The organism is Nocardia sp. NPDC051981, from assembly GCF_040680715.1.
In the GTDB taxonomy this organism is placed as follows: domain Bacteria; phylum Actinomycetota; class Actinomycetes; order Mycobacteriales; family Mycobacteriaceae; genus Nocardia.
This window is the reverse complement of sequence record NZ_JBFAXK010000038.1, coordinates 16,048-36,636: the sequence shown is the minus strand read 5'-3', so window position 1 is coordinate 36,636 and position 20,589 is coordinate 16,048. Positions and strand designations below refer to the sequence as shown.

At 67.1% G+C, this 20,589-nt stretch carries 20 protein-coding genes and 3 tRNA genes; 11 read left to right on the top strand and 12 right to left on the bottom strand.

Annotated features, from left to right (window positions below; genetic code table 11):
• Positions 1-29 precede the first annotated feature (29 nt).
• Together AB0L60_RS38900 and AB0L60_RS38895 are read right to left on the bottom strand one after the other, a co-directional pair.
• Complete coding sequence (locus AB0L60_RS38900) at positions 30-1,379, bottom strand: flavin monoamine oxidase family protein (RefSeq protein ID WP_364624861.1); 1,350 nt, start codon at positions 1,377-1,379, stop codon at positions 30-32.
• A 142-nt stretch (positions 1,380-1,521) separates the two neighbouring features.
• On the bottom strand, positions 1,522-2,142 hold the full coding sequence (locus AB0L60_RS38895) for a TetR/AcrR family transcriptional regulator (RefSeq protein ID WP_364624859.1): 621 nt from the start codon (positions 2,140-2,142) through the stop codon (positions 1,522-1,524).
• A 1,003-nt stretch (positions 2,143-3,145) separates the two neighbouring features.
• Here AB0L60_RS38895 and AB0L60_RS38890 point away from each other — a divergent pair.
• A complete protein-coding gene (locus AB0L60_RS38890) occupies positions 3,146-3,400 on the top strand; it encodes a type II toxin-antitoxin system prevent-host-death family antitoxin (protein WP_120740082.1) in 255 nt (84 codons plus the stop codon).
• Complete coding sequence (locus AB0L60_RS38885) at positions 3,397-3,837, top strand: type II toxin-antitoxin system VapC family toxin (protein WP_364624856.1); 441 nt, start codon at positions 3,397-3,399, stop codon at positions 3,835-3,837. Before AB0L60_RS38890 ends, AB0L60_RS38885 begins: the two co-directional genes overlap by 4 nt.
• 114 nt (positions 3,838-3,951) lie before the next feature.
• Here the strand turns inward: AB0L60_RS38885 and AB0L60_RS38880 are convergent, their stop codons facing one another.
• Entirely contained in the window at positions 3,952-4,266 is a 315-nt protein-coding gene (locus AB0L60_RS38880) for a hypothetical protein (RefSeq protein WP_364624854.1), read from the bottom strand.
• A gap of 8 nt (positions 4,267-4,274) precedes the next feature.
• Positions 4,275-5,432, bottom strand: a complete 1,158-nt coding sequence (locus AB0L60_RS38875) for a hypothetical protein (RefSeq protein ID WP_364624852.1) — start codon at positions 5,430-5,432, stop codon at positions 4,275-4,277.
• A 242-nt stretch (positions 5,433-5,674) separates the two neighbouring features.
• Here AB0L60_RS38875 and AB0L60_RS38870 point away from each other — a divergent pair, with 242 nt between their 5' ends.
• The 3 genes from AB0L60_RS38870 (at position 5,675) to AB0L60_RS38860 (ending at position 8,770) form a co-directional block, all read left to right on the top strand.
• Complete coding sequence (locus AB0L60_RS38870) at positions 5,675-8,017, top strand: DEAD/DEAH box helicase family protein (protein WP_364624850.1); 2,343 nt, start codon at positions 5,675-5,677, stop codon at positions 8,015-8,017.
• 116 nt (positions 8,018-8,133) lie between these two features.
• On the top strand, positions 8,134-8,370 hold the full coding sequence (locus tag AB0L60_RS38865; protein ID WP_364624848.1) for a hypothetical protein: 237 nt from the start codon (positions 8,134-8,136) through the stop codon (positions 8,368-8,370).
• Positions 8,371-8,623: 253 nt separating this feature from the next.
• The gene (locus AB0L60_RS38860; protein ID WP_364624846.1) at positions 8,624-8,770 is read left to right on the top strand and encodes a PIN domain-containing protein; all 147 of its coding nucleotides are present in this window, start codon (positions 8,624-8,626) and stop codon (positions 8,768-8,770) included.
• A 167-nt stretch (positions 8,771-8,937) separates the two neighbouring features.
• On the opposite strand, the gene AB0L60_RS38855 is transcribed toward AB0L60_RS38860, so the two are convergent.
• The 3 genes from AB0L60_RS38855 to AB0L60_RS38845 all read right to left on the bottom strand — a co-directional run bounded on the left by AB0L60_RS38855 (position 8,938) and on the right by AB0L60_RS38845 (position 9,914).
• Positions 8,938-9,010: transfer RNA gene (locus AB0L60_RS38855), tRNA-Arg, on the bottom strand.
• 36 nt (positions 9,011-9,046) lie between these two features.
• Positions 9,047-9,136: transfer RNA gene (locus AB0L60_RS38850), tRNA-Ser, on the bottom strand.
• A gap of 88 nt (positions 9,137-9,224) precedes the next feature.
• On the bottom strand, positions 9,225-9,914 hold the full coding sequence (locus AB0L60_RS38845; RefSeq protein ID WP_364624844.1) for a dienelactone hydrolase family protein: 690 nt from the start codon (positions 9,912-9,914) through the stop codon (positions 9,225-9,227).
• Positions 9,915-10,079: 165 nt separating this feature from the next.
• Between AB0L60_RS38845 and hisC the strand changes: the two genes are divergently transcribed.
• The gene (hisC, locus tag AB0L60_RS38840) at positions 10,080-11,159 is read left to right on the top strand and encodes a histidinol-phosphate transaminase (protein WP_364624842.1); all 1,080 of its coding nucleotides are present in this window, start codon (positions 10,080-10,082) and stop codon (positions 11,157-11,159) included.
• Between the two features lie 8 nt (positions 11,160-11,167).
• Here hisC and AB0L60_RS38835 read toward each other — a convergent pair whose 3' ends face one another.
• From AB0L60_RS38835 to AB0L60_RS38820, 4 genes are all read right to left on the bottom strand, one after another.
• Complete coding sequence (locus AB0L60_RS38835; RefSeq protein WP_364624840.1) at positions 11,168-12,217, bottom strand: alpha/beta hydrolase family protein; 1,050 nt, start codon at positions 12,215-12,217, stop codon at positions 11,168-11,170.
• Positions 12,218-12,511: 294 nt separating this feature from the next.
• A tRNA-Ser gene (locus tag AB0L60_RS38830) sits at positions 12,512-12,596 on the bottom strand.
• Positions 12,597-12,660: 64 nt separating this feature from the next.
• Positions 12,661-13,095: a MarR family transcriptional regulator gene (locus tag AB0L60_RS38825; protein ID WP_364624914.1), complete on the bottom strand. Its 435-nt coding sequence runs from the start codon at positions 13,093-13,095 to the stop codon at positions 12,661-12,663.
• A 172-nt stretch (positions 13,096-13,267) separates the two neighbouring features.
• Positions 13,268-14,446, bottom strand: coding sequence for a lactate 2-monooxygenase (locus AB0L60_RS38820; protein WP_364624838.1), 1,179 nt, complete (start codon positions 14,444-14,446; stop codon positions 13,268-13,270).
• Between the two features lie 347 nt (positions 14,447-14,793).
• On the opposite strand from AB0L60_RS38820, the gene AB0L60_RS38815 reads away from it, so the two are divergent.
• On the top strand, positions 14,794-15,786 hold the full coding sequence (locus AB0L60_RS38815) for an NAD(P)H-quinone oxidoreductase (protein WP_364624836.1): 993 nt from the start codon (positions 14,794-14,796) through the stop codon (positions 15,784-15,786).
• Here the strand turns inward: AB0L60_RS38815 and AB0L60_RS38810 are convergent.
• Positions 15,783-16,988: a cysteine desulfurase-like protein gene (locus AB0L60_RS38810; RefSeq protein ID WP_364624834.1), complete on the bottom strand. Its 1,206-nt coding sequence runs from the start codon at positions 16,986-16,988 to the stop codon at positions 15,783-15,785. The two genes, AB0L60_RS38815 and AB0L60_RS38810, sit on opposite strands and share 4 nt — an antisense overlap.
• Before the next feature lie 249 nt (positions 16,989-17,237).
• Between AB0L60_RS38810 and AB0L60_RS38805 the strand changes: the two genes are divergently transcribed.
• From AB0L60_RS38805 to AB0L60_RS38790, 4 genes are all read left to right on the top strand, one after another.
• Complete coding sequence (locus AB0L60_RS38805) at positions 17,238-17,834, top strand: bacterial proteasome activator family protein (protein ID WP_364624832.1); 597 nt, start codon at positions 17,238-17,240, stop codon at positions 17,832-17,834.
• A gap of 123 nt (positions 17,835-17,957) precedes the next feature.
• On the top strand, positions 17,958-18,812 hold the full coding sequence (locus tag AB0L60_RS38800; protein WP_354838645.1) for an ABC transporter permease: 855 nt from the start codon (positions 17,958-17,960) through the stop codon (positions 18,810-18,812).
• A 7-nt stretch (positions 18,813-18,819) separates the two neighbouring features.
• Positions 18,820-19,641, top strand: coding sequence for an ABC transporter ATP-binding protein (locus AB0L60_RS38795; protein WP_364624829.1), 822 nt, complete (start codon positions 18,820-18,822; stop codon positions 19,639-19,641).
• A complete protein-coding gene (locus tag AB0L60_RS38790; protein WP_364624827.1) occupies positions 19,638-20,561 on the top strand; it encodes a glycosyltransferase family 2 protein in 924 nt (307 codons plus the stop codon). Before AB0L60_RS38795 ends, AB0L60_RS38790 begins: the two co-directional genes overlap by 4 nt.
• Positions 20,562-20,589: the final 28 nt, after the last annotated feature.

The following is a 20,589-nucleotide window of genomic DNA, read 5'->3' as shown; positions in this document are numbered from 1 at the left end:
GGCGTCGGCATCGGTCATGTTGATGTCGGTCATCGGGCCAGAATCTCGTCCGCGGTGCGGCGGCCGGATCGGACCGCGCCTTCCATGTAGCCGTTCCATTCGACGGCGTACTCCGCGCCGGCCCAGTGCACGCGGCCGATCGGTTCACGAAGCACGTCGCCGTAGCTGGTCCACACGCCCGGCGCGAAATGCGCGCCGTAACAGCCGCGCGTGAATTCTTCCGCGCTCCAGTCCTTCTCGACGTAGGAGGTCGGGTTGGCCGCCGCGGGCCCGAAGTATCGGACGAAGCTGCCGAGCACTTCGCTGCGTCGTTCGTCCGCGGACAGCCGTTGCCACCGGCGCGCCTCGCCGCCCTCGACGAAGCCCAGCAGGATGCCGACCTCGCCGCCGGGAGGCGAGACGTCGAAGGTCACCTTGACGGGGCCGGCCTCGGAGATCGCCTGGCCGTTGAGGCCGTTCTCGCGCCAGAACGGCGTCGGGTACGACGCGAACGTCTTGATCACGGTCCCGGCGGGGAGCTTCTGGGTCAGCTGGTCGCGCCAGGCGGGCAGCACGGGGTCGTAGCGCAGGCGCCCGGCGAGGGTCGGCGGCACCGCGATGATCACGTGCCGCGCGGAGAACGCCTCGCCGGAGCGGGTCGTGACCGTGACGCCGTCGTCGTCCTGGGCGACCGTCGTGACAGGCGACCCGAGGCGTACGTCGAGCCCCTCGGCGAGTCGCTCCGAGACGAGGACCGAGCCGCCGACGACCCGGTCCTGCTGCGCACCCTTGTCGACGGAAATGAGGGTTTCGAGATCGCCGTTGCTCGCCGAGTAGAAGAGCATGTGCAGAAGCGAGACGTCGACCGAATCGGCGGAGAGCAGCGCCTCGGCCACGACGCGGAAGTAGGTACGACCGCTGTGGGTGCGCAAGTTGCGGCGCACCCACGACTCGTAGGTCTGGCCGTCCAGTTCACGCGCTCGGGGATGCGCCCAGGGCTGCGCGGGGTCGACGGTCTTCGCGAGCCGCTCGAACCTCAGGAGGCCCTGGGCCAGGTCGGCGAGCGCGAACGGGTTGAGCTTGGGCGTCGCGCCCTTCTGGCTGCCGAGGCGCGACTGCTTCCCGCCGAGCTGCACGAGGACCTTGCCCGCGTCGTTCCACGTGCGGAACGTCTCGAGGCCGAGGTCCTCGACGAGGGCGTACATCTCCTCGTGCCCCTCGCCGAGCCAGGTCCCGCCGAGTTCGACCGGATGACCGTCCAGAACGCCGCCCTCGGTGCGGCCGCCCACGCGGTCCCGCGCCTCCAGCACGATCACCGTCCGACCGGCCTCGACAAGCTTGCGCGCGGCACTCGAGCCGGCGAGGCCGGCCCCCACCACGACGACGTCGACATCATGCATTCCCGGTGTCCTTCGAAAAGTCGGTCGTATGACTGATTTGCCTCAGGCTACGACGCGACCCCGGACAGCGCAATGCCCCGGAAGTGGAAAACCAATACGGCCGACTTGATCGGCGTACGGCTCGAGGCGTTCGGCCGCCGGTTCAGGCCCCCACGCGGGTGCCGCGGCGGACATTCGCCAGCGCGACGAGCATGTCGATGGCGGCGTCGAGATCCTCACGCGAACGGGCGATGTTGGGATCGCACACATGCTGGAGCACGAGCCCGTCGAGGGCGGCGACGATGAGCCGGCCGAGTCGGCCGAAGGGCACCGCACAGGTTTCGCCGGCATTGTGGGCGGCCTGCTGACACCATTCGGCGACGACGCTCGCGTAGCGCTCGTACTGCCAGCGGGCCAAGCTCTCCTGCCCCGGCGTCCGGAGGGCGTATGTGGTCAACTCGTACTGCATGACCTGCAGGTCCCTCTGTTCGACGACCAGCCGGGACCAGAAGCTGGTGATGCCGCGCCGGATCGCGTGCTCGAGCCCGTACTCGAGTTCGGCCGTATCCTTGAGCACCGCCGCGATCTCGTCGACCACGTCCTCGATCACCGCGCGCAGCAACAGCTCCTTGGACGGGAACACATACTGCATCGTGCCCAGCGGGACCCCGGCCTCGGCGGCAACCGCGCGCACCGAGGTCCGCGCCACACCGTCGCGCGACAGCACCCTGCGCGCGGCGGTCACCATCTGCTGCCGACGAACCGACGCCTCGACGTACACCATGACACCCCTCTCGGTCTATTGACTGAAATTCTGCCATCACAGGGCTTGTCACGATCTCATCGAAGCCTCTACAGTGATCAACTGACAGTCAGTCGCATGACTGATGCTCTTGATCAGTGGGTCGCCACCGTGGACACATCCACAGACTTCAGCGGGGCGCTCGCCGTCGCCGCAACACAATTCGGGCTCGCCACCCCTGTCGGCCCCCTCGCGGCGGCGCGATCAGTGGCCTCACCCTCGGCGCCCCGGTCGGAATCGCCAGCGCCGCACAGATGTACACCCCCCAGCGCGGGCGATATCCGAGCACCCACACACCACGGGCGGAAGCGGCCAAGGATTAAGACCCTCGCCGCCTCCATCCCACCAGATCCATCCGCGTCCAACAGGCCGTACGCACGAAATCCACAGGCCTGACACGCCTTTCACGTCTGGAGCGCTGCGCCTCCAACTGTGCCGACCACGCAGTGCAAACGCCGGCCTCATGAGCAATGGATGCCTCCCGTCGGCTGCGTGCGTGCGACAAAGGTTGCGAATGATCTTGTTTCACATACTGGCATCCTGAAGACCCTCGACCTCCAGCCGTCGGGGTCACGCGCCAAAAGCCAACGGCCCCACACCTTCTGGTGTGGGGCCGTTGAGCTGAAGCGCGCCCGGAGAGACTCGAACTCCCAACCTTCTGATCGAGAGGTTCGATCAACGTGCAGGTGACGCCCCGAATTTCGGTGTGATCACGCATTTCTCAGTTCAAGTGGGTACGAACGGCTGACCTGCGCACCCTGCGGGTTTGGGCACGGAACTCGGGGCAGAACGGCCCCGAATTCTTGGGATTTTTTTGGTGATAGGTCGAGTCTGTACGCCCCGAATTGCGACACCGTACAGACCCTTCAGCCAGTCGCAGCGGGCGCGCGCACCCGACCTGTGCCCCCACGGTCGCATCGGCCTTACATCGAGCCGATCTGTGGCTATAATTCATTGTCAACTTGTGGCCACGTAGGAGTCGATCATGGACGTCGGGATCCGAGAACTGCGCGACAGCCTCAGCCGTCACCTGGCAGAGGTCCGCTCCGGCCGCACCGTCACCATCACCGATCACGGACGACCGATCGCCCGCATCGTTCCCGTCGAGCAGCCCACCAGACTCGAACAGCTGCGGGCCGAAGGGCGCATACAACCGGCACGCAAGAAGAAGCAGCCGGCACCCACACCCGTCCACGGGAAAGGAATCGTCAGCGAACTGATCGATGAGCAGCGCCGATGATCGGATACCTCGACACCTCGGCATTCGTACCGCTGCTCGTCGACGAACCGAGCAGTCCGGCCTGTCGCCGATTCTGGGATGACGCCGACGCCGTGGTGTCGAGCAGGATGCTCTACGTCGAAACCGCCGCCGCACTCGCCCAAGCCCACCGCATGGCACGCCTCGACGAAACCGAGTACACGGCGTGCCGACGACTCCTCGACCAACTCTGGCCACAGATCGACATTGTCGAGGTGGACGAACCCCTGATCCTGCGCGCAGCGCAGTTGGCGGAGTCTCTGGCGCTGCGCGGCTACGACGCGGTCCACTGCGCATCGGCCGAACAGTTGGAGGACACCGACCTCGTCGCCGCCTCGGGTGACAAACGCCTCCTCGAAGCGTGGAGAGGTTTGGGAGTGGCGACCTTCGACACCAACGCGGCAGAGTCCACGACCTGAGCTTGATTTTCGGGGGGCGCCGACCTTGTGCGGGTTTGCCCTCGCTCAGCCGGGTGGGCAGTGAGATCGGTCGGTATTGCGACCTTCATCTTTCCGCCCTGAACCTACACAATTTCAGGGTGCCCAATGTCGGTACGCCTCGATCCATTCGGCTCCGCTCGGAGGGGGTGAGGGCAAGGGGAGGTCGAGAATGCCGATTGCCTGGCGGGACCGCCCGTGGGTGCAGATGGCGACAGTCCCACTGCCAGCTAGCAAGTCGATCGAGCTGACGGTGACCGTCAACCCGAAGACCTCCACCTCGAAAGGGGTATCCAGGTGGTCGACGATCATGGTGTAGAAGAAGCCGAACAGCTGTTCTTCGTCGCCGTAGGCGTCCACTGTGGCTTCTTCGACCATGGCCCGTAGCTGCGCTTTTGTGAGCCTGCCCATCTCGTGGCCTATCGGTTGTGACGGAGAAGTTCGGCCAGATGCTCACCGACGACGGAGATGCTGGGCGTCGGCGCGCAATCGAAGAATTCCTTCTTGCGACGGCGCAGCAGAGCTTCTCCGTCGCGGTCCCAACAGAATCCGGGCTTTCCCAACAACTTGCGGAACACCGGATCGGCCCCTTCCCGATGACGCTCGACCAGACGCCGGATCGGCAGTGTGGAAACGGAATCGTCACGCAGATAGCCGCGCAGCACCGCGAGGTAGGTCCGGTCGCCAGCGAGCGCGGGATCGGCGAACAGGGCCTCCAGCCGACCGAAGTCGCCATAGAAGTTGAGCCCTTCGACCTCGTCGTAGATCACGCCGACCGTCTCTACGTCCCACAGCTGTTCGGGCAGTTCGACGAGCATGTCAGGAGTCGGTCCGGCCGCGGCGGCGCGCTTGGCCGCCTTGTCGTCGAGACCCGCGAGTGCCTTCTGCCGGCGTCGCCGGTAATGCTCGCTCAGTCTCTCCCGGAACTCCTCCACCGTTAGCACCACCAGGTCGCCGCCGAACAGGTCGATGAAATCCGCGCGGTCCTGCGTCTGCATCTCCCAGGCTCGCCGCAGCAGTTCGGGGTTGCGGCGCAACAACTCCGGATGCGCGGTCAGTACGGTCAGGGCGTTCTGCGCTACTTGGCGCACCGCGGATTTGGGAAGCGCCGCGAAGTTTCCGCTGACGAGCCACGCATCAGCATCCTGCGACAGGGGCACAATCCTGGCGATGGCGAACATGCCCTTTCGCAGACGAGCGAACGGCGCAGCCCCGAGATTCGAATAGACGCGGTAGACCAGGTCGTCGATCAGGTTGTGCAGCACAATCTCGACCCCATCGACGAGCCTCACCTCGAAGCATCCCTCGACGACGTCGCGCCATCCCAGCAGCAGCTCCCGATCACTGCCGGACAGCGGCGGACGATGTTGAGCGACAAACCGTTCGACGACGGTACGACCGTCGGGCAGTCGATGCTGCAGCGCGAAATGATCAACGGTCAGAATCGCCAGGTCTTCGTCCAGATAGCCCTGATCGTCGGCGGCGTCGATCAGCGCGGCGGTCAACTGCCTGTCGAAACGCGAACTTTGCGCGAACGCCACCAGTTCCGCCTTGAGCTCACCGGCGCGATAGATCAACTCCTCGAGTGGACCGGCCGCAGCTCGCTGCGAATTCTTGATCGCCTTCAGAATCCTGTCCTTGCTCCTCAGGTGACGGTGCCGACGTCTCCAGAGCCTACCGGTGACCGGCACCCAACAATCCGGAAACCTCACGGCAGCATGCGATTCCGCTGAAAAGTCCCCTCAACAGGATGCGGTGTCTCACGGCGTCCCCCATACACCGTCGACGAGCAGGGCAGTGCACGGCAGACTGGTTGCTCGTGGAACGCTATCCCGGCGAGCTCGAAAGCCTCCGTGCGGAGACCGCTCGTCTGCGCCGTTTGCTCGATCTGACCGAACAGCAGGCTCGTGCCGCCGCTCCGGATCAGACGGCGGTGGGGACACCGGTCGACATGCGTTCCAGCCCGGAGGCCAAGGTCCGGTTCTACCTCGACCTTTTCCGCTGCCGCGACGACGTTTACGCGGTCCGCTGGGAGAACCGCCGTGACGGCCGCTCCGGGTGGATGCCCGCCATCCGGGGCCGATGGAGCAAGGGTATGTCGCGGTCGGAGGCACCGTACCTGCCGCTCACCAACGACGTCATCGCCCGCCACTTGCGCGGCGATCACCATGTCGGCCTGTACCCGCTCACCGACGACGACACCTGCTGGTGGGTAGCGGCGGACTTCGACAAGAGCGCAGCCTTGCTCGACGCCTTGGCATTCTTGAAGGCCGCTCGCGCCAAAGATATTCCAGCAGCGCTGGAGGTGTCCCAGTCGGGGCGCGGCGCGCATGTGTGGATCTTCTTCGCCGCGGCCACGCCCGCCGCTACCGCGCGGCGGATCGCCACCGGACTGCTCGCCGAGGCAATCCAATTGCGCGGCAGCATGAGTCTGTCCAGCTACGACCGACTGTTCCCGTCACAGGACACCCATACCGGCCGCGGCATGGGCAATCTGATCGCCGCACCCCTCAACGGTGCCCGACGCCGACACGGAACCACGCTGTTCCTCGATCCGGCCACCCTCGAACCATTCGACGACCAGTGGGCATACCTGTCCAGCATCCCCCGGCTCTCACCGAAACAGGTCGACTCACTGGCCGCCGCGCTCGGCGAACCGAAAGTCGGCCACAATGTCCGGCGGCTACAGCTACCGACCTCGTCGAAAATCGTGCCCCGCCCGGCACCGATCATCCGTGCAACGCTCGAGGCCCGGCTCCAGCTGAGCACCGCCGATCTCGGCCCGGCCATGATCTCGGCGGTCAAGCACGCCGCCTCCATCCCGAACCCGGAGTTCTACACCCGCCAGCGCACACGCCGAAGCACATGGGACACACCACGATTCCTGCGCAGCTACGACGAAACCCTCGACGGCGACTTGATCCTGCCCCGAGGACTACTTCCCCTGCTCACCACGCTCGTCGAATCAGCCGACAGCACACTGAGTATCGAGGACAACCGAATCGACGGCAGCGAGCAGACCTTCACCTGTTCGAGCGAGCTGCGGCCTGAGCAGCACACCGCATTGCGCGCCATCGATGCCGAGGACACCTGCGTGCTGGTCGCACCACCGGGCACCGGCAAGACCGTGATCGCCTGCGCGGCAATCGCTTCCCGCGCCAGGTCGACATTGGTTCTCGTCGACCGCAAAGCCCTCGCCGATCAATGGCGGACCCGGATCCTCGATCACCTCGGCATCAAATGCGGACAGATCGGCGGCGGCCGATCCAAGACCACAGGGGTAATCGACGTCGCCCTGCTCCCCACCCTCGCCCGCCGCACCAATGTCGACGAGCTCACCGGCGGGTACGGCCTCGTCGTGGTCGACGAATGCCACCACATCGCCGCCTCCGCCTTCACCGACGTCCTCAACCAGATCCCCGCCCGACACTGGCTCGGCCTCACCGCCACCCCATACCGGCGCGACCAACTCGACGACCTCATCTACCACCAACTCGGCTCACACACCCACACCATCGACGCACCCGCAGCAGGCCACCTGCCGACTGGCGGCGACGCGCCCGCACCGCACCGAGTTCTCCACGTACACCCAACCCAATTCGCCTACGACGGCGACGCCGATCCCAGCCAGCCTGGTGGCATCGCCGAGATCTACCGCGCACTCGTCGCCGACGAAGATCGCCTGAAACAGATCGTCACCGATGTCGTCGATGCCCATCAGGCGGGTGCCAACATTCTGGTCCTCACCACCTGGGTCGACCACGTCGACGCACTCGCCAAACACCTCACCGCCGCCGGCTGCGACGACATCATCACCCTGCGCGGCGGGACGAAAGCCCGTGAACGCCAAACCATCATCGAATCGATCGCAACGCGCGCAGCCGGCGGTGCCCCTCTACTGCTCGTCGGTACCGGCTCCTACATCGGCGAAGGCTTCGACTGCCCCGCCCTCGACACGCTGTTTCTCGCAGCACCCGTCTCGTTCAAAGGCCGCCTCGTCCAATACGCCGGACGCATCACCCGCTCCCACCCCGGCAAGACCACCGCGACCGTCCACGACTACCACGACATCCTCACCCCCGTGATCGCCTCCTCTCTACGCAAACGCGCACCCGGATACACAGAGCTCGGATTCCCGGACCCTCGCAAACTCGGAAACTGAACCTTGGAACAACGGGGATCGCGTTCGTGGGGGATGACCCGACCGACGCAGTTCCGCGACCGGGTCAACCGCCATAATCGCCACATGCGCATGCCATGCGCATGTGGAATGCGAGCATGGCTGTTGCAATCCAGATCAAGGACGTGCCCAAGGAAGTTCGGGACGCGATCGCTGCGCGAGCGGCGGCCCGGGGCCAGTCGACACAGGTATATCTGCGTGCACTGCTGGAACGAGAATTCCGCGCCGAGCGCAACAAGCACCTCCTCGAGACCCTGGTCGGCCGCCTGAGCTTGAGTATGAGCGCCGACGAGGCGGTCGAGGAGATCGGGGGCGGACGCGAGGACGACGAGTGATCGTCGTCGACGCGAACGTGATGGTTATGGCACTATCCAGCCCCTCGACGCAAGGCGACGCCGCACGCGCGGTCATGCTCGGCGACGACGACTGGATCGCGCCCGCCCATATGCCGCTGGAGGTGCTGCGCACCGTGCGCAAGGCCTTCCTCGGTGATCGCCTGAGCACCAAGGACGCGGATGCCGCCTTCGGCGCACTCACCGCCATACAGATCGAATACGTCAGAACCGATCTCGCTCTACTGCAGGCGGTTTGGGCTATGCGCACAACGTCTCGGTCTACGACGCCGCCTGCCTCGCCGTCGCGGCCATACACGACGCCCCGCTCGTCACCTTCGACGCCCGTCTCGCCAAGGCAGCCGAACAAGCAGCACCCAACGTCCGTGTCATCCTGCTCTGACCGAACGACCCTGGAACTGAATCGATCTGACTGGAGACGGATTTCGGCGTCGCCAGCGGACTGACGTTTGGTAGCCAATTCTTGGTGTTTTCTTGGTGAAGGTCCAGTATGCCCATTACGCCAAGAAGCCCCCGGCCAGCTTTTCCCTGGTCAGGGGCTTCTTTCTGCGCGCCCGGAGAGACTCGAACTCCCAACCTTCTGATCCGTAGTCAGATGCTCTATCCGTTGAGCTACGGGCGCATGGCTATTCAAATGTGCACCCGGCGTACCGGGCGGTGGCGGAGGCGAGAGGATTTGAACCTCCGGTCCCCGTGAAGGGACAACTCATTAGCAGTGAGTCCCATTCGGCCGCTCTGGCACGCCTCCTGGTGCCCCTCTTCGAGGGCGCCGGTTCCTTTCGAACCGCCGGGACAGAAGATTACACAGCGGGTGACCAATAGGCCAAATCGGCTGGTCAGCGTAGGTGCGAGTCGAACCATTCGTAGATTCTGGTTTGCGCGTCGAGGACCGAGACGTCGTCGAGGGCGGCGGGGTCGAAGCCGGGGTGGTCGGGACGGTGGTGGAGACCGGGGTAGGTGACCACGAGGGTGGCGACGTCGGCGTGGGCGGCGGCCTCGCGCAGGCGGTCGACCTGGTCGGGCGGGGTCAGCGGGTCATCCTCGCCGAAGAGGCCGAGCCAGGGGGCCTGGAAGGCGGGGGCGGCGGCGAGCAGTGCGACGGCCTGCGGGGTGAGCGGGGTTTCGATGCCGGGGGCCGCGACGCTCACGGCGGCGCCGATGGGGCGATTGGTGGCGACCAGGGCGGCGGCGGTGCCGGCCGAGTCGAAGCCGAGCACGCCGATGCAGTCGCGGAAGACGCCGTGCCCGGTGAGCCACTCGAAGCAGGCGTCGAAGGCGGCGAACAGTTCGTCGCCGAAGATCGGGTGGGTGCTGCCGTTGGCGGGGCGGTGGAAGAGGTCGGGGGCCAGGACGGTCCACCCGTCGTCGGCGAGCGAACGCATGAGTTCCAGCAATGGCTCGGTGAATTCACGTGATTCGTGCAACACCACGATGCCGCCGCGCGCATGCCCCTCGGGTTCTAGCACAGTGAGCGGAACCATGGTCGTGTCGTGCACAGGGGCGAGATCTCGATAAATGCCCGCCATAGGGCCACTGTAGTTGCGCTAGGTAAAAACGAGATAAATCTTTCCCAGGGTCCGATATCCCGGAGATATTCCGGCCGAGTCCCATTCGGTCCCACGCAAGTCCTGATCGGCAAACCAGTCGGCACCCCGGAGCGGCCGCGGGCGAGCGGGACATAGGGTGGAGGGGTGAGCGCGCACATTCGCCCGGACCTCGATGCCATCCCGGCGTACGTCGCCGGCAAGACACACCCCGGCGCGGTGAAGCTGGCCAGCAACGAGACCACCTTCCCGCCGCTGCCGTCGGTGACCAAGGCCATTGCCGAGGCGGTCGAGCTGTCGAACCGGTACCCGGACAACCACGCCGTCGAATTGCGTGGCGCGCTCGCGGATTTCCTGGGTGTGGAGCTCGAGAACGTGGCGGCCGGCTGCGGCAGCGTGGCGCTGTGCCAGGAGTTGGTGCAGATCACCTGCCGCCATCCCGAGGACGAGGTGCTGTTCGCGTGGCGCTCGTTCGAGGCGTACCCGATCGTCGCCCAGGTGGCGGGCGCCAAGGCGGTGCAGGTGCCGCTGGACGGCGAATTCACCCATGATCTGGACGCTTTGGCGGCGGCCATCACCCCGAACACCCGGGTGGTCTTCGTCTGCAACCCGAACAACCCGACCGGCACCGCCCGCGGCAGGGCGGAGATCGTGGAGTTCCTCGACCGGGTGCCCGCCGACGTGCTGGTGGTGCTGGACGAGGCGTACTTCGAGTACCTGCGGATGCCCGCCGAGGACTTCCCCGACGGCGTCGAGCTGGGCCGCACCCGGCCGAATGTGCTGGTGCTGCGCACGTTTTCGAAGGCGTACGGTCTGGCGGGCCTGCGGGTCGGGTACGCGGTCGGCGCGCCCGAGGTGATCACCGCGCTCATGAAGGTGCACATCCCGTTCAGCGTGAGCCGGGTGGCGCAGGCGGCGGCCATCGCCTCGCTGGAGGCGCGGCACGAACTGCTGGAGCGCACCGATGCCGTTGTCGCCGAACGCGATCGCATGCGGGAGGCGCTGCTCGCGGCGGGCTACCGGGTGCCGGTGAGCCACTCCAACTTCGTCTGGCTGCCACTGGGCGACCGCAGTGCCGAGTACGGCGCGGCGAGCACCGAGGCGGGGGTCATCCTCCGGCCCTACGGCACCGACGGCGTCCGCATCACCGCGGGCGACCCGCACGAGAACGACGCCTTCCTGCGCTTCGCCACGGACCCGGAGATCGTCGCTCGTTTCGTCGGCTGAACGGCCCGCTAGCCGATGCCCAGCCCCGCGGCCATGGTCGGCCAGGAGCGAGGCAGTTCGTCGGCCCAGTAGGGCCAGGAGTGCGTTCCGGTGGGCCGACGGTCGACCGTGGCCGGGATCGCCAATTGCGCCAGCCGGTCGGCCAATTGGCGGGTGCACATGTCGGCGCCCGCCTCGATGGGCCCGCCGAACAGCACGGCGTTGCGCAGGTCCGGATTGCCCGGGGTGTCGTGCTCCCCGGGCAGCCCGCTACCGGACGACAGATAGATCGCCTTGCCGCGCAAGGCTTCCGCTCGGGCCAGCACGTCGTGGTCGGCCCACTGGGAATCGCCGGACGGGCCGAACATATTGTCCGGATCCCCGCCGAACGTCCCGACCACGGCGCGAGCCTGCGCCTGCCCGAAGTCGGAACTCATTGCGTAGCAACCGCTGTGCGCCGCCACCGCGCGATATAGGCCCGGATTGCGGGTGGCCAGCATCATGGCCGCCTCCGCGCCCATGGAGACGCCCTCCAGGCCGTTCATGCCGTCCCCGCCGAAGCGGGTGTCGATGAGCGGCGGCAGCTCGCGGGTCAGGAAGGTCTCCCAGCGATTGGTGCCGAGCTTGGGATCGCTGCGCTGCCAGTCGGTGTAGTAGCTGGCCGGGCCGCCGAGGGTGAAGACCACATTCACGTTCTTGTCGGCGAAGAAGGGCAGCGCGCCGCCGCGGGCGGTCCAGTTGTTGACATCGGATGCGGCGCTGCGTCCGTCGAGCATGTAGACGGTCGGACGGGGGCTGTCACGGTGCGCGGGCAGCAGCACCTGCACCTCGACGGTGCGGCCCATGGCCGGGGAGGCGACGAAAACGGCGAGCAGGTTCCCGGCCACTGTCTCGACCCGTTCGATGCGAGCCTGCGCGGGGTGGACCGGATCGAGGCCCGGCGCGGACTCCTCATTGGAGCCGGTCTCCACGGGTGGATCGGTCACGGCGAGTGGGGCTTCGACGGTCGCCGCGCCGGCCAGCAGGGCAGCGCTCGCGAAGGCACCGAACAAGCGACTCGCGATGCGACGGCTGGCCACCCCGCCACATTTACCAGAAACCGTCGGTCAGCGTTCAGCAGACAACGTCGATCCACATCTGCCGGGAACCGTCACTCCGCGGCGAGATCGCGTTCCCCATGAGGGAACCAGATTCGGCAGTCCGCCACCAGCTTTCGCGTGGTGTCGTCGATGTGATCGGCGTCGAAGGCGTGCCGCATGCCGAGGGTGCGGGTGCGGGTGGTGATACCCGGGCCTGCACCCTCATCCGTCGACGACGATGACCACGCAGGCGTTCTCGGGCTCGAAAGGCCTTATCCACCTGCGGGTTCTCAGCGGAAGCGGAGGGATTTGAACCCCCGGTCGCTTTCACGACGCTCGCTTTCAAGGCGAGTGCATTCGGCCGCTCTGCCACGCTTCCAGGCGATCGATCCTAACCGATGGCGTGTGCGGTCTGCCTCCCACTTCCGATTCGGGTGGACCGGTCAGTCGAGATCGGCTGTCGCGCGGGCGCCGGCGCGATGGTCGGCCGCCAGGTTCACCAGGTCCAGGGCGGCGGCCACGGCGGCCAGCTGCTGCGGGGTGAGCAGATCCACGAAGAAGCGGCGCACCGCGGCGACATGGCCGGGAGCGGCGGCCCGCAGGCGCCGCAGGCCCTCCTCGGTGAGCTGGGCCAGCACGCCGCGGCCGTCGTCCTCGCAGGCGATGCGGCGAACCATCTGCTGCGCCTCCATACGGCGGATCTGGTGGGTGAGCCGGCTGCGGGAGGAGAGCACGCCGTCGGCGAGATCACTCATGCGCAGCGCACGGCCGGGCGCCTCGGACAGCTTCACCAGGATGCGGTAGTCGGCGAAGGACAGGTCGCAGTCGCGTTGCAGCTGCCGGTTGAGTTCGGACATGAGCCGCTGGCTGCCGTCCATGTAGGCCCGCCAGGCGCGCTGCTGCTCCGGGGTGAGCCACCGCGGTTCGGCCGCGGCCCGGCCTCCGGACTCGGCCACCGGCTCGTTGTTGTGACGGCGTTTGATCGCTCCTCCTCAGCTCGCGGCCCGGACGAACGCGTTCCCACAGCAGGACTCCTTCCGCCGGGAAGGCCTAAACGCGATAGGTGGAGATCATGGTCCGGCTCAGGTCGTGCAGGCAGGTGCAGCCCGAAAGTCCCATGGCCGCATCGAAATCCGCGAGCAGGCAGCGTAGCGCGTGGCGCACGCCGTCGGCGCCGGCCAGGCCCAGGCCGTACGCCCAGGGGCGGCCGTAGAGGACGGCCTTGGCGCCCAGCGAGAGCGCGATCATGACGTCGGAGCCGGTGCGGATGCCGGAGTCGAACAGCACATCCGCACGATCGCCGACGGTGGCCACGATGGTCGGCAGCGCGTCCAGCGCACCGACCGCCCCGTCCACCTGACGGCCACCGTGATTGCTCACCACCACCGCGTCCGCGCCCGCGTCGACCACCTGGCGGGCGTCGTCGGGGTGCAGCACGCCCTTCACCGCGATGGGCAGTTCGGTCCAGTCCCGCAGCCGGGCGATGTCGGCCGGGCGCAGACCGTGGTTGCCGAACAGTCCGATCCAGGTGAGCACGGCAGCCCGCATCGCCTCCTCGCTCTCCTCCGGCGGGGCGCTGAGCTTGGCGCGGAAGACCGGATCGGACAGATAGTTGGCAATGCCCTTGCCCTGCAGGAACGGCAGGTGACCGAGCTGCAGGTCGCGCGGCCGCCAACCCAGGCTGGGGGTGTCGGCGGTGACGACGATGGCCTTGGCGCCGGACTTCTCGGCGCGCTCGACGAAGGAGCGGGCGAGCTCCATGTCATTGGGCCAGTACAGCTGATACCACCAGTCGCCGGCCCGCGCCCCGACCTCCTCGATGGTGGAGGAGGCGGCGGTGGACAGGCACATGCCGATGCCCAGTTCCCGGGTGACCTCGGCGACCAGGGTCTCGCCGCGCTCGTGCAGCAACCCCAGCACGCCGATCGGCGCGGTGAGAATCGGTGCGGCCAAACGGGTTCCGAGCACGTCCACCGACAGGTCGCGCGCCCCGGGCCCGGTGGCGCCGCGCAGTACGCGCGGCAGCAGCCGGTATCGCTCGAAGGCGGAGAGGTTGGCGTGCGCGGTGCGTTCGGTGGACGCACTGCCCGCCACATAAGCGAAGGCCGCCGGATCCAGCACCTCCCGAGCCTTCTCCTCCAGACCCGCCGCCGTCATGGGTAGCGCCGGGACGATGCCCGCGAGGCCGGAGAGATAGATCTCGTTCTGGAAATCGACGAAACTGCTCATGCCCCGGAACGCTAGTACCTTCCACCCCTGCGCGGAGGGGGTCGAAGTTACTTTCCCCGGGCGTAACCTTGCCGGCCCGGACGTGCCGCGTTATCAGGGTTTAGGCGCGGCCCGGTTCAGCGCTTGCGGATACGGACCAGGGCACGCGGCGCATCGGTCGCGATGAATCCGGACATCGCCATAGCCGCCAGGATGACCATGCCGCCGAGGACGGCCAGGGTGGTGATCATGGAATCTCCTTTCGAATCCCTCCACTCCACGGTGACGGCCGATGCTGAGAAGATGCTGGGCCCACGCCGAGGACGGCCTGACAGTAATCGGTGAGCTCCGGCCGTACGCTCGTTTTCATGTATGCGGTGACGCTCGACGGTTTCGGTGGGCCCGAGGTGATGAAATGGGCGCAGGTGGACGACCTGCCCGCGCCCGGACCGGGCGAGGTTGCGATCGATGTGGTGGCCGCGGGGGTGAATCGCGCCGACCTGCTGCAGCGGCAGGGTTTCTATCCGCCGCCGCCGGGAGCCAGCGAGATTCTGGGCCTCGAAGTGTCCGGGATGGTCGCGGAAGTCGGTCCGGGCGTGCGGGATTGGCGGGCCGGCGATCCGGTGTGCGCGCTGCTGTCCGGCGGCGGCTACGCCGAGCGGGTGGTGGCGCCCGCGACCCAGCTGCTGCCCGTGCCGGAGGGGCTGGATGTGGCCGCGGCGGCGGCGCTGCCGGAGGTGGCGGCCACGGTGTGGTCCAACCTGGTGATGACAGCGGGCCTGCACAGCGGGCAGTTGCTGCTGATTCACGGGGGCGGCAGCGGAATCGGCACCCACGCCATCCAGGTGGCGCGGGCGCTGGGCGCGCGGGTCGCGGTCACGGCGGGTTCGCAGTACAAGCTGGACCGGTGCGCGGAATTGGGCGCGACGCTGCTGATCAATTACCGCGAGCACGATTTCGTGACCACACTGCACAGCGAATATCCGGGCGCGGACATCATTCTCGACAATATGGGCGCGGCGTATCTGGAGCGGAATGTCCAGGCGCTCGCCGAGGACGGGCACCTGGTGGTGATCGGCATGCAGGGCGGGGTCACCGCGGAATTGAATCTGGGCACGCTGCTGGGCAAGCGGGGATCGATTCACGCCACCAATCTGCGGCGGCGCCCCGAGACCGGGCGCGGATCGAAGTCCGAGATCATCACCGAGCTGCGCCGCCACCTGTGGCCGCTCATCTCCGACGGGACCGTCGTGCCGGTGGTGTCGGCGGAGGTGCCGGCCACCGACGCCGCCCAGGCCCACCGCCTGCTGGACTCCGCCGAGACGGTCGGCAAGGTGATCCTGCAGATTCGCGAGCTCTAGGTGTCCAGCGCCGCCAGCGCGCGGCCCAGCTGGTCGATCTCGAATTTCGTTGTGTAGGGCGCGAGTCCGATGGTCACGGCGCCGCCTTCGTCATTGACGCCCAGTGCGTCGAGCAGGCGGCTGCCGCCGTGGGAGCCGCTCAGGGTGCCGATGCGGGCGTCGGCCAGCTTGGCCGAGACCTTCTCCGCCTGCGTGCCCGAGATGGTGAAGCTCACCGTCGGGATGCGGGTGGAGGCCCGGCCGATGACGGTCAGGTTGGGGATGGTGTCGAGCACGGACATCAGGTGCTCGAAGAGATGGTCGTGATAGTCCTGCAGGGACGTGATCGACATTTCCAGACGCTGGCGCCGGGTGCCCTCGGCGTGCTCGTCGAGCGAGGCCAGGTAGTCGATGGAGGTGGTGAGGCCGGCCAGCAGGGCGTACTGGTGGCCGCCCACCTCGAGCCGTTCCGCGCCCTTGGCGTAGGGGTTCAGCGACATGGACGGGATGCGGTCCAGGAACGCCGGATCGCGGAAGACCAGCGCGCCGATCTGCGGACCGCCCCAGGCGGGCGCGCTCAGCGCGATCACATCGGCATTGAGTTCGTCGATGTCGAGGAGCGCGTAGGGCGCGGCGCCGAAGCAGTCGGCGACCAGCAGCCCGCCGACCTCGTGCACGCGGTCCGCGGCCACCCGCACCGCGGGCGCGGAGCCGACGATGGGGGAGGCGGCAGTCAGCGCCACCAGCCGGGCGGTGGGGCCGATGAGCTCCTCGAACTGCCAGGCCGGCATCTCGCAGGTCTCGATCTCCACTTCCGCCCAGCGCACGTGCGCGCCATAGCGATTCGCTATCCGCAGCCACGGCGCCACATTCGCCTCGTCATCCAGACGCGACAGCACGATCCCGGTGCCCAGACCCAGCCGGGAGCTCAGCGACTCGGCCAGCCAGGCCAGCAGCACCGCGCGATCGGGTCCGAGCACCACGCCCGCCGGATCGCCGCCGACGAGATCGGCGACGGCCTCGCGCGCGGCCTCCAGGATCGCTGCGCTGCGCTTGGCGGCGCCGTGCCGATTGCTGTGCGAGAAGGCGGAGGTCCGGAAACCTGTTGAGACGGCCCGGGATACCGAATCCGGGACCAGCATGCCCGCTTGCGGGTCGAGGTGGATCCAGCCGTCGCCCAGGGACGGTATGAGGCCCCGCACCCTTGCGACGTCGTAAGTCATGGTGGCCACTCTAAAGGGAGAGGGCACAACAGGGTAACGGTAGGGAGGGAAGCAACCTACGAGGACCAGGACGACCAGCGCCTACCGTACAAACTGGACGGGACTGTGTTCGATTTGCTCCTCCGCTTCGCTCCGGGGCGGGTTCGCGGCCCGGAGGTCTCGACTTGTCCCTTCGTGTCGCATCTTCGGCGTGTTACGAACTTGGGGTGGCACTGGGCAGGTTCGGTTCGCATTGGGCAGGATGGGGGCATGACGCAATCGGATGGGGTCCCGGAATCCATCGTCGTGATCGGGCCCGAGGGAAAGCCGCTGTTCATCCCGGCGGCGGCGCAGATCGGCGGGGACCCGGTGGAGATCACCGGACAGGTTGTCGGTGAGGATCTTTCGGGCGAGTCGGGCGACGGGCACTCCAAAGAGGAGTCGCTCGCCGACATGGTGGAGCAGCCCGCGAAGGTCATGCGCATCGGCACCATGATCAAGCAGCTGCTCGAGGAGGTCCGGCACGCACCGCTGGACGACGCCTCCCGCACCCGGCTGCGCGAGATCCACCGCACCTCCATCCGCGAGCTGGAAACCGGCCTGGCCCCCGAACTCCGCGAGGAGCTGGAGCGGCTGGCGCTGCCCTTCACCGACGACACCGTCCCCTCCGACGCGGAACTGCGCATTGCCCAGGCCCAGCTGGTGGGCTGGCTGGAGGGCCTGTTCCACGGCATCCAGACCGCGCTGTTCGCTCAGCAGATGGCCGCGCGCGCCCAGCTCGAGCAGATGCGCCAGGCGCTGCCCCCGGGCATGAGCCACGGCGACGCCCGCGGGCAGCAGCATCCGGGCGGCGGTCAGTACCTCTGACGGCGTGGCCGTGGGCACCCCTGCCGCCGAGATGTCCGCGTCGGCGGCAGGTTCCGCGCGCAATGCCATGGCAATTAGATAAGGTCGGGTGCTGTGCCTGCTGCTGCTCCCCCCGACTCGGCGATGACCGACGTGCGCCCGGACCACGAACCGGTGCCGCTCGTGTCGGACTCCCAGTCCTTCGGTCGCGCATTCAAGGATTTCCGCGACGGATTCTCCCAGCGTGAACTGTGGCTGGCGCTGGGCTGGCAGGACATCAAGCAGCGGTACCGGCGCTCGGTGCTGGGTCCGTTCTGGATCACCATCGCCACCGGTTTGCAGGCGGCCGCGATGGGTGTCCTCTACGCCACCCTCTTCGGGCAGTCGCTGAGTTCCTATCTGCCCTATGTGACCGTCGGCTTGATCGTCTGGAATGTGATCAATGCCAGCATTCTCGAGGGCTCGGATGTCTTCATCGCCAATGAGGGCCTGATCAAACAGCTGCCGTCGGCACTGAGCGTGCACGTGTACCGCCTGGTGTGGCGGCAGTTCCTGTTCTTCGCCCACAACCTGATCATCTACGTGGTGATGGTGGCCGCCTTCAGCATCTGGCGGCACCTGCACTGGTCGGCCCTGCTCGCGATTCCGGGTCTGCTGCTGCTGTTCCTCAATGCCATCTGGGTGACGATCGTGTTCGGCATCTTCAGCACCCGCTACCGCGATCTGGCGCCGATCCTGGGCAGCACCACGCTCATGTTGTTCGTCCTCACCCCGGTTATGTGGAAGACCTCGGCGCTGTCCGGCGCCGCGAGCGATCGCGCCAAGCTGGCCGAGCTCGTCCCCACCTTCCACTATCTGGAGATCGTGCGCGCGCCCCTGCTGGGCGACCCGATCCACCTGCGCAGCTGGGTGGTGGTGCTGTCGATCACCATCGTCGGCTGGATAGTCGCGATACTGGCTATGAAGAAGTTCCGTTCCCGAGTCCCCTACTGGGTGTGAAGGCTCAATGACCGACCATGTGAGTATCGAGACCCAGAACGCGTGGGTGGAATTCCCGATCTTCGACGCCAAATCCCGATCGCTGAAGAAGGCGGTGCTCGGTTCGGCCGGCGGCGCCATCGGGCGCAATCAATCCGATGTGGTGGTCGTCGAGGCGCTGCGGGATATCACGCTGTCGCTGAAGGAAGGCGATCGCGTAGGCCTGGTCGGCCACAATGGCGCGGGCAAATCCACCCTGCTGCGGCTGCTTTCGGGCATCTACGAACCGACCCGCGGCAGCGCGCGCATCCGCGGGCGGGTGGCTCCGGTCTTCGATCTCGGCGTGGGCATGGACCCGGAGATCTCCGGCTACGACAACATCGTCATTCGCGGCCTGTTCCTCGGGCAGACCCGCAAGCAGATGCTCGCCAAGATCGACGAGATCGCCGAGTTCACCGAATTGGGTGACTATCTGGCGATGCCGCTGCGCACCTACTCGACGGGTATGCGCGTGCGCCTGGCCATGGGCGTGGTCACCTCCATCGATCCGGAGATCCTGCTGCTCGACGAGGGCATCGGCGCGGTCGACGCGGAGTTCATGAAGAAGGCGCGCATCCGGCTGCAGGAATTGGTCTCGCGCTCGGGCATTCTCGTCTTCGCCAGCCACTCCAATGAATTCCTGGCCCAGCTGTGCGATTCCGCGATGTGGATCGATCACGGACAGATTCGCATGCAGGGCGGCATCGAGGATGTCGTACGCGCCTACGAGGGCCCGGAGGCGGGTGATCACGTGGCGCAGGTGCTGCGGGATCTGGAACGTGAACGTGAACCGGAACGGAATCCCGCATGAGTGAACAGCCCGCCCCCGTGTACGGCGACGATGCGCGCATCGTCGCCATCGTGGTCACCCATAAACGCCGGGAGCAGCTGGCCGAGTCGCTGAAGGTGCTGGGCAGCCAGACCCGGCAGATCGACCACCTGATCGTGGTGGACAACGGCAATGAGGCCGAGGTCGGCGAGCTGGTCGAGCAGCAGCCCATGGAAACCACCTACGTCGGTTCGGAGCACAATCTGGGCGGCGCGGGCGGGTTCGCGCTCGGCATGCTGCACGCGCTGACCATGGGCGCGGACTGGGTGTGGCTGGCCGATGACGACGGCCGCCCCGAGGGACCGGACGTGCTCGCCAAGCTGTTCGATTGCGCCAAGCGGCACGAGCTGGTCGAGGTGTCGCCGGTGGTGGCCGATATCGACGACCCGGATCGGCTGGCCTTCCCGCTGCGCCGGGGCGTGGTGTGGCGGCGGCTGCGGTCGGAGCTGGGTGACGAGGACTTCCTGCCCGGGATCGCCTCGCTGTTCAACGGGGCGCTGATCTCGGCCGAGGCCGTGGACAAGATCGGCGTACCGGATCTGCGGCTGTTCGTGCGCGGCGACGAGGTGGAGGTGCACCGGCGGCTGGTGCGCTCGGGGCTGCCGTTCGGCACCTGCCTGCAGACCGCGTACCTGCACCCGAACGGGTCGGCCGAGTTCAAGCCGATCCTGGGCGGGCGCATGCACACCCAGTACCCGGACGACCCGATCAAGCGGCACTTCACCTACCGCAACCGCGGCTACCTCATGGCGCAGCCGGGCATGCGAAAACTGTTGCCGCAGGAGGTCGCCCGATTCGGATGGTTCTTCCTGGTCCAGCAGAAGGATCCGGCCGGGCTGATGGAGTGGCTGCGCCTGCAGCGGATGGGCCGCCGCGAGCAGTTCGACAAGCCGAAATCCTGACCGGAAAATACGTTGCGCCGACGGGGAC

What these genes read in the sequence shown, in the direction of transcription:
- AB0L60_RS38885 (WP_364624856.1), top strand. Translation starts at nt 3,397, where the DNA reads ATGATCGGATACCTCGACACCTCGGCATTCGTACCGCTGCTCGTCGAC.
- AB0L60_RS38820 (WP_364624838.1), bottom strand. Translation starts at nt 14,446, where the DNA reads ATGAGCAGTTTCGTCGATTTCCAGAACGAGATCTATCTCTCCGGCCTC.
- AB0L60_RS38810 (WP_364624834.1), bottom strand. Translation starts at nt 16,988, where the DNA reads ATGACTTACGACGTCGCAAGGGTGCGGGGCCTCATACCGTCCCTGGGC.
- AB0L60_RS38790 (WP_364624827.1), top strand. Translation starts at nt 19,638, where the DNA reads ATGAGTGAACAGCCCGCCCCCGTGTACGGCGACGATGCGCGCATCGTC.
- AB0L60_RS38800 (WP_354838645.1), top strand. Translation starts at nt 17,958, where the DNA reads ATGACCGACGTGCGCCCGGACCACGAACCGGTGCCGCTCGTGTCGGAC.
- AB0L60_RS38865 (WP_364624848.1), top strand. Translation starts at nt 8,134, where the DNA reads ATGGCTGTTGCAATCCAGATCAAGGACGTGCCCAAGGAAGTTCGGGAC.
- AB0L60_RS38890 (WP_120740082.1), top strand. Translation starts at nt 3,146, where the DNA reads ATGGACGTCGGGATCCGAGAACTGCGCGACAGCCTCAGCCGTCACCTG.
- AB0L60_RS38900 (WP_364624861.1), bottom strand. Translation starts at nt 1,379, where the DNA reads ATGCATGATGTCGACGTCGTCGTGGTGGGGGCCGGCCTCGCCGGCTCG.
- AB0L60_RS38815 (WP_364624836.1), top strand. Translation starts at nt 14,794, where the DNA reads ATGTATGCGGTGACGCTCGACGGTTTCGGTGGGCCCGAGGTGATGAAA.
- AB0L60_RS38895 (WP_364624859.1), bottom strand. Translation starts at nt 2,142, where the DNA reads ATGGTGTACGTCGAGGCGTCGGTTCGTCGGCAGCAGATGGTGACCGCC.
- AB0L60_RS38795 (WP_364624829.1), top strand. Translation starts at nt 18,820, where the DNA reads ATGACCGACCATGTGAGTATCGAGACCCAGAACGCGTGGGTGGAATTC.
- AB0L60_RS38825 (WP_364624914.1), bottom strand. Translation starts at nt 13,095, where the DNA reads ATGGACGGCAGCCAGCGGCTCATGTCCGAACTCAACCGGCAGCTGCAA.
- AB0L60_RS38845 (WP_364624844.1), bottom strand. Translation starts at nt 9,914, where the DNA reads ATGGCGGGCATTTATCGAGATCTCGCCCCTGTGCACGACACGACCATG.
- AB0L60_RS38880 (WP_364624854.1), bottom strand. Translation starts at nt 4,266, where the DNA reads ATGGGCAGGCTCACAAAAGCGCAGCTACGGGCCATGGTCGAAGAAGCC.
- AB0L60_RS38805 (WP_364624832.1), top strand. Translation starts at nt 17,238, where the DNA reads ATGACGCAATCGGATGGGGTCCCGGAATCCATCGTCGTGATCGGGCCC.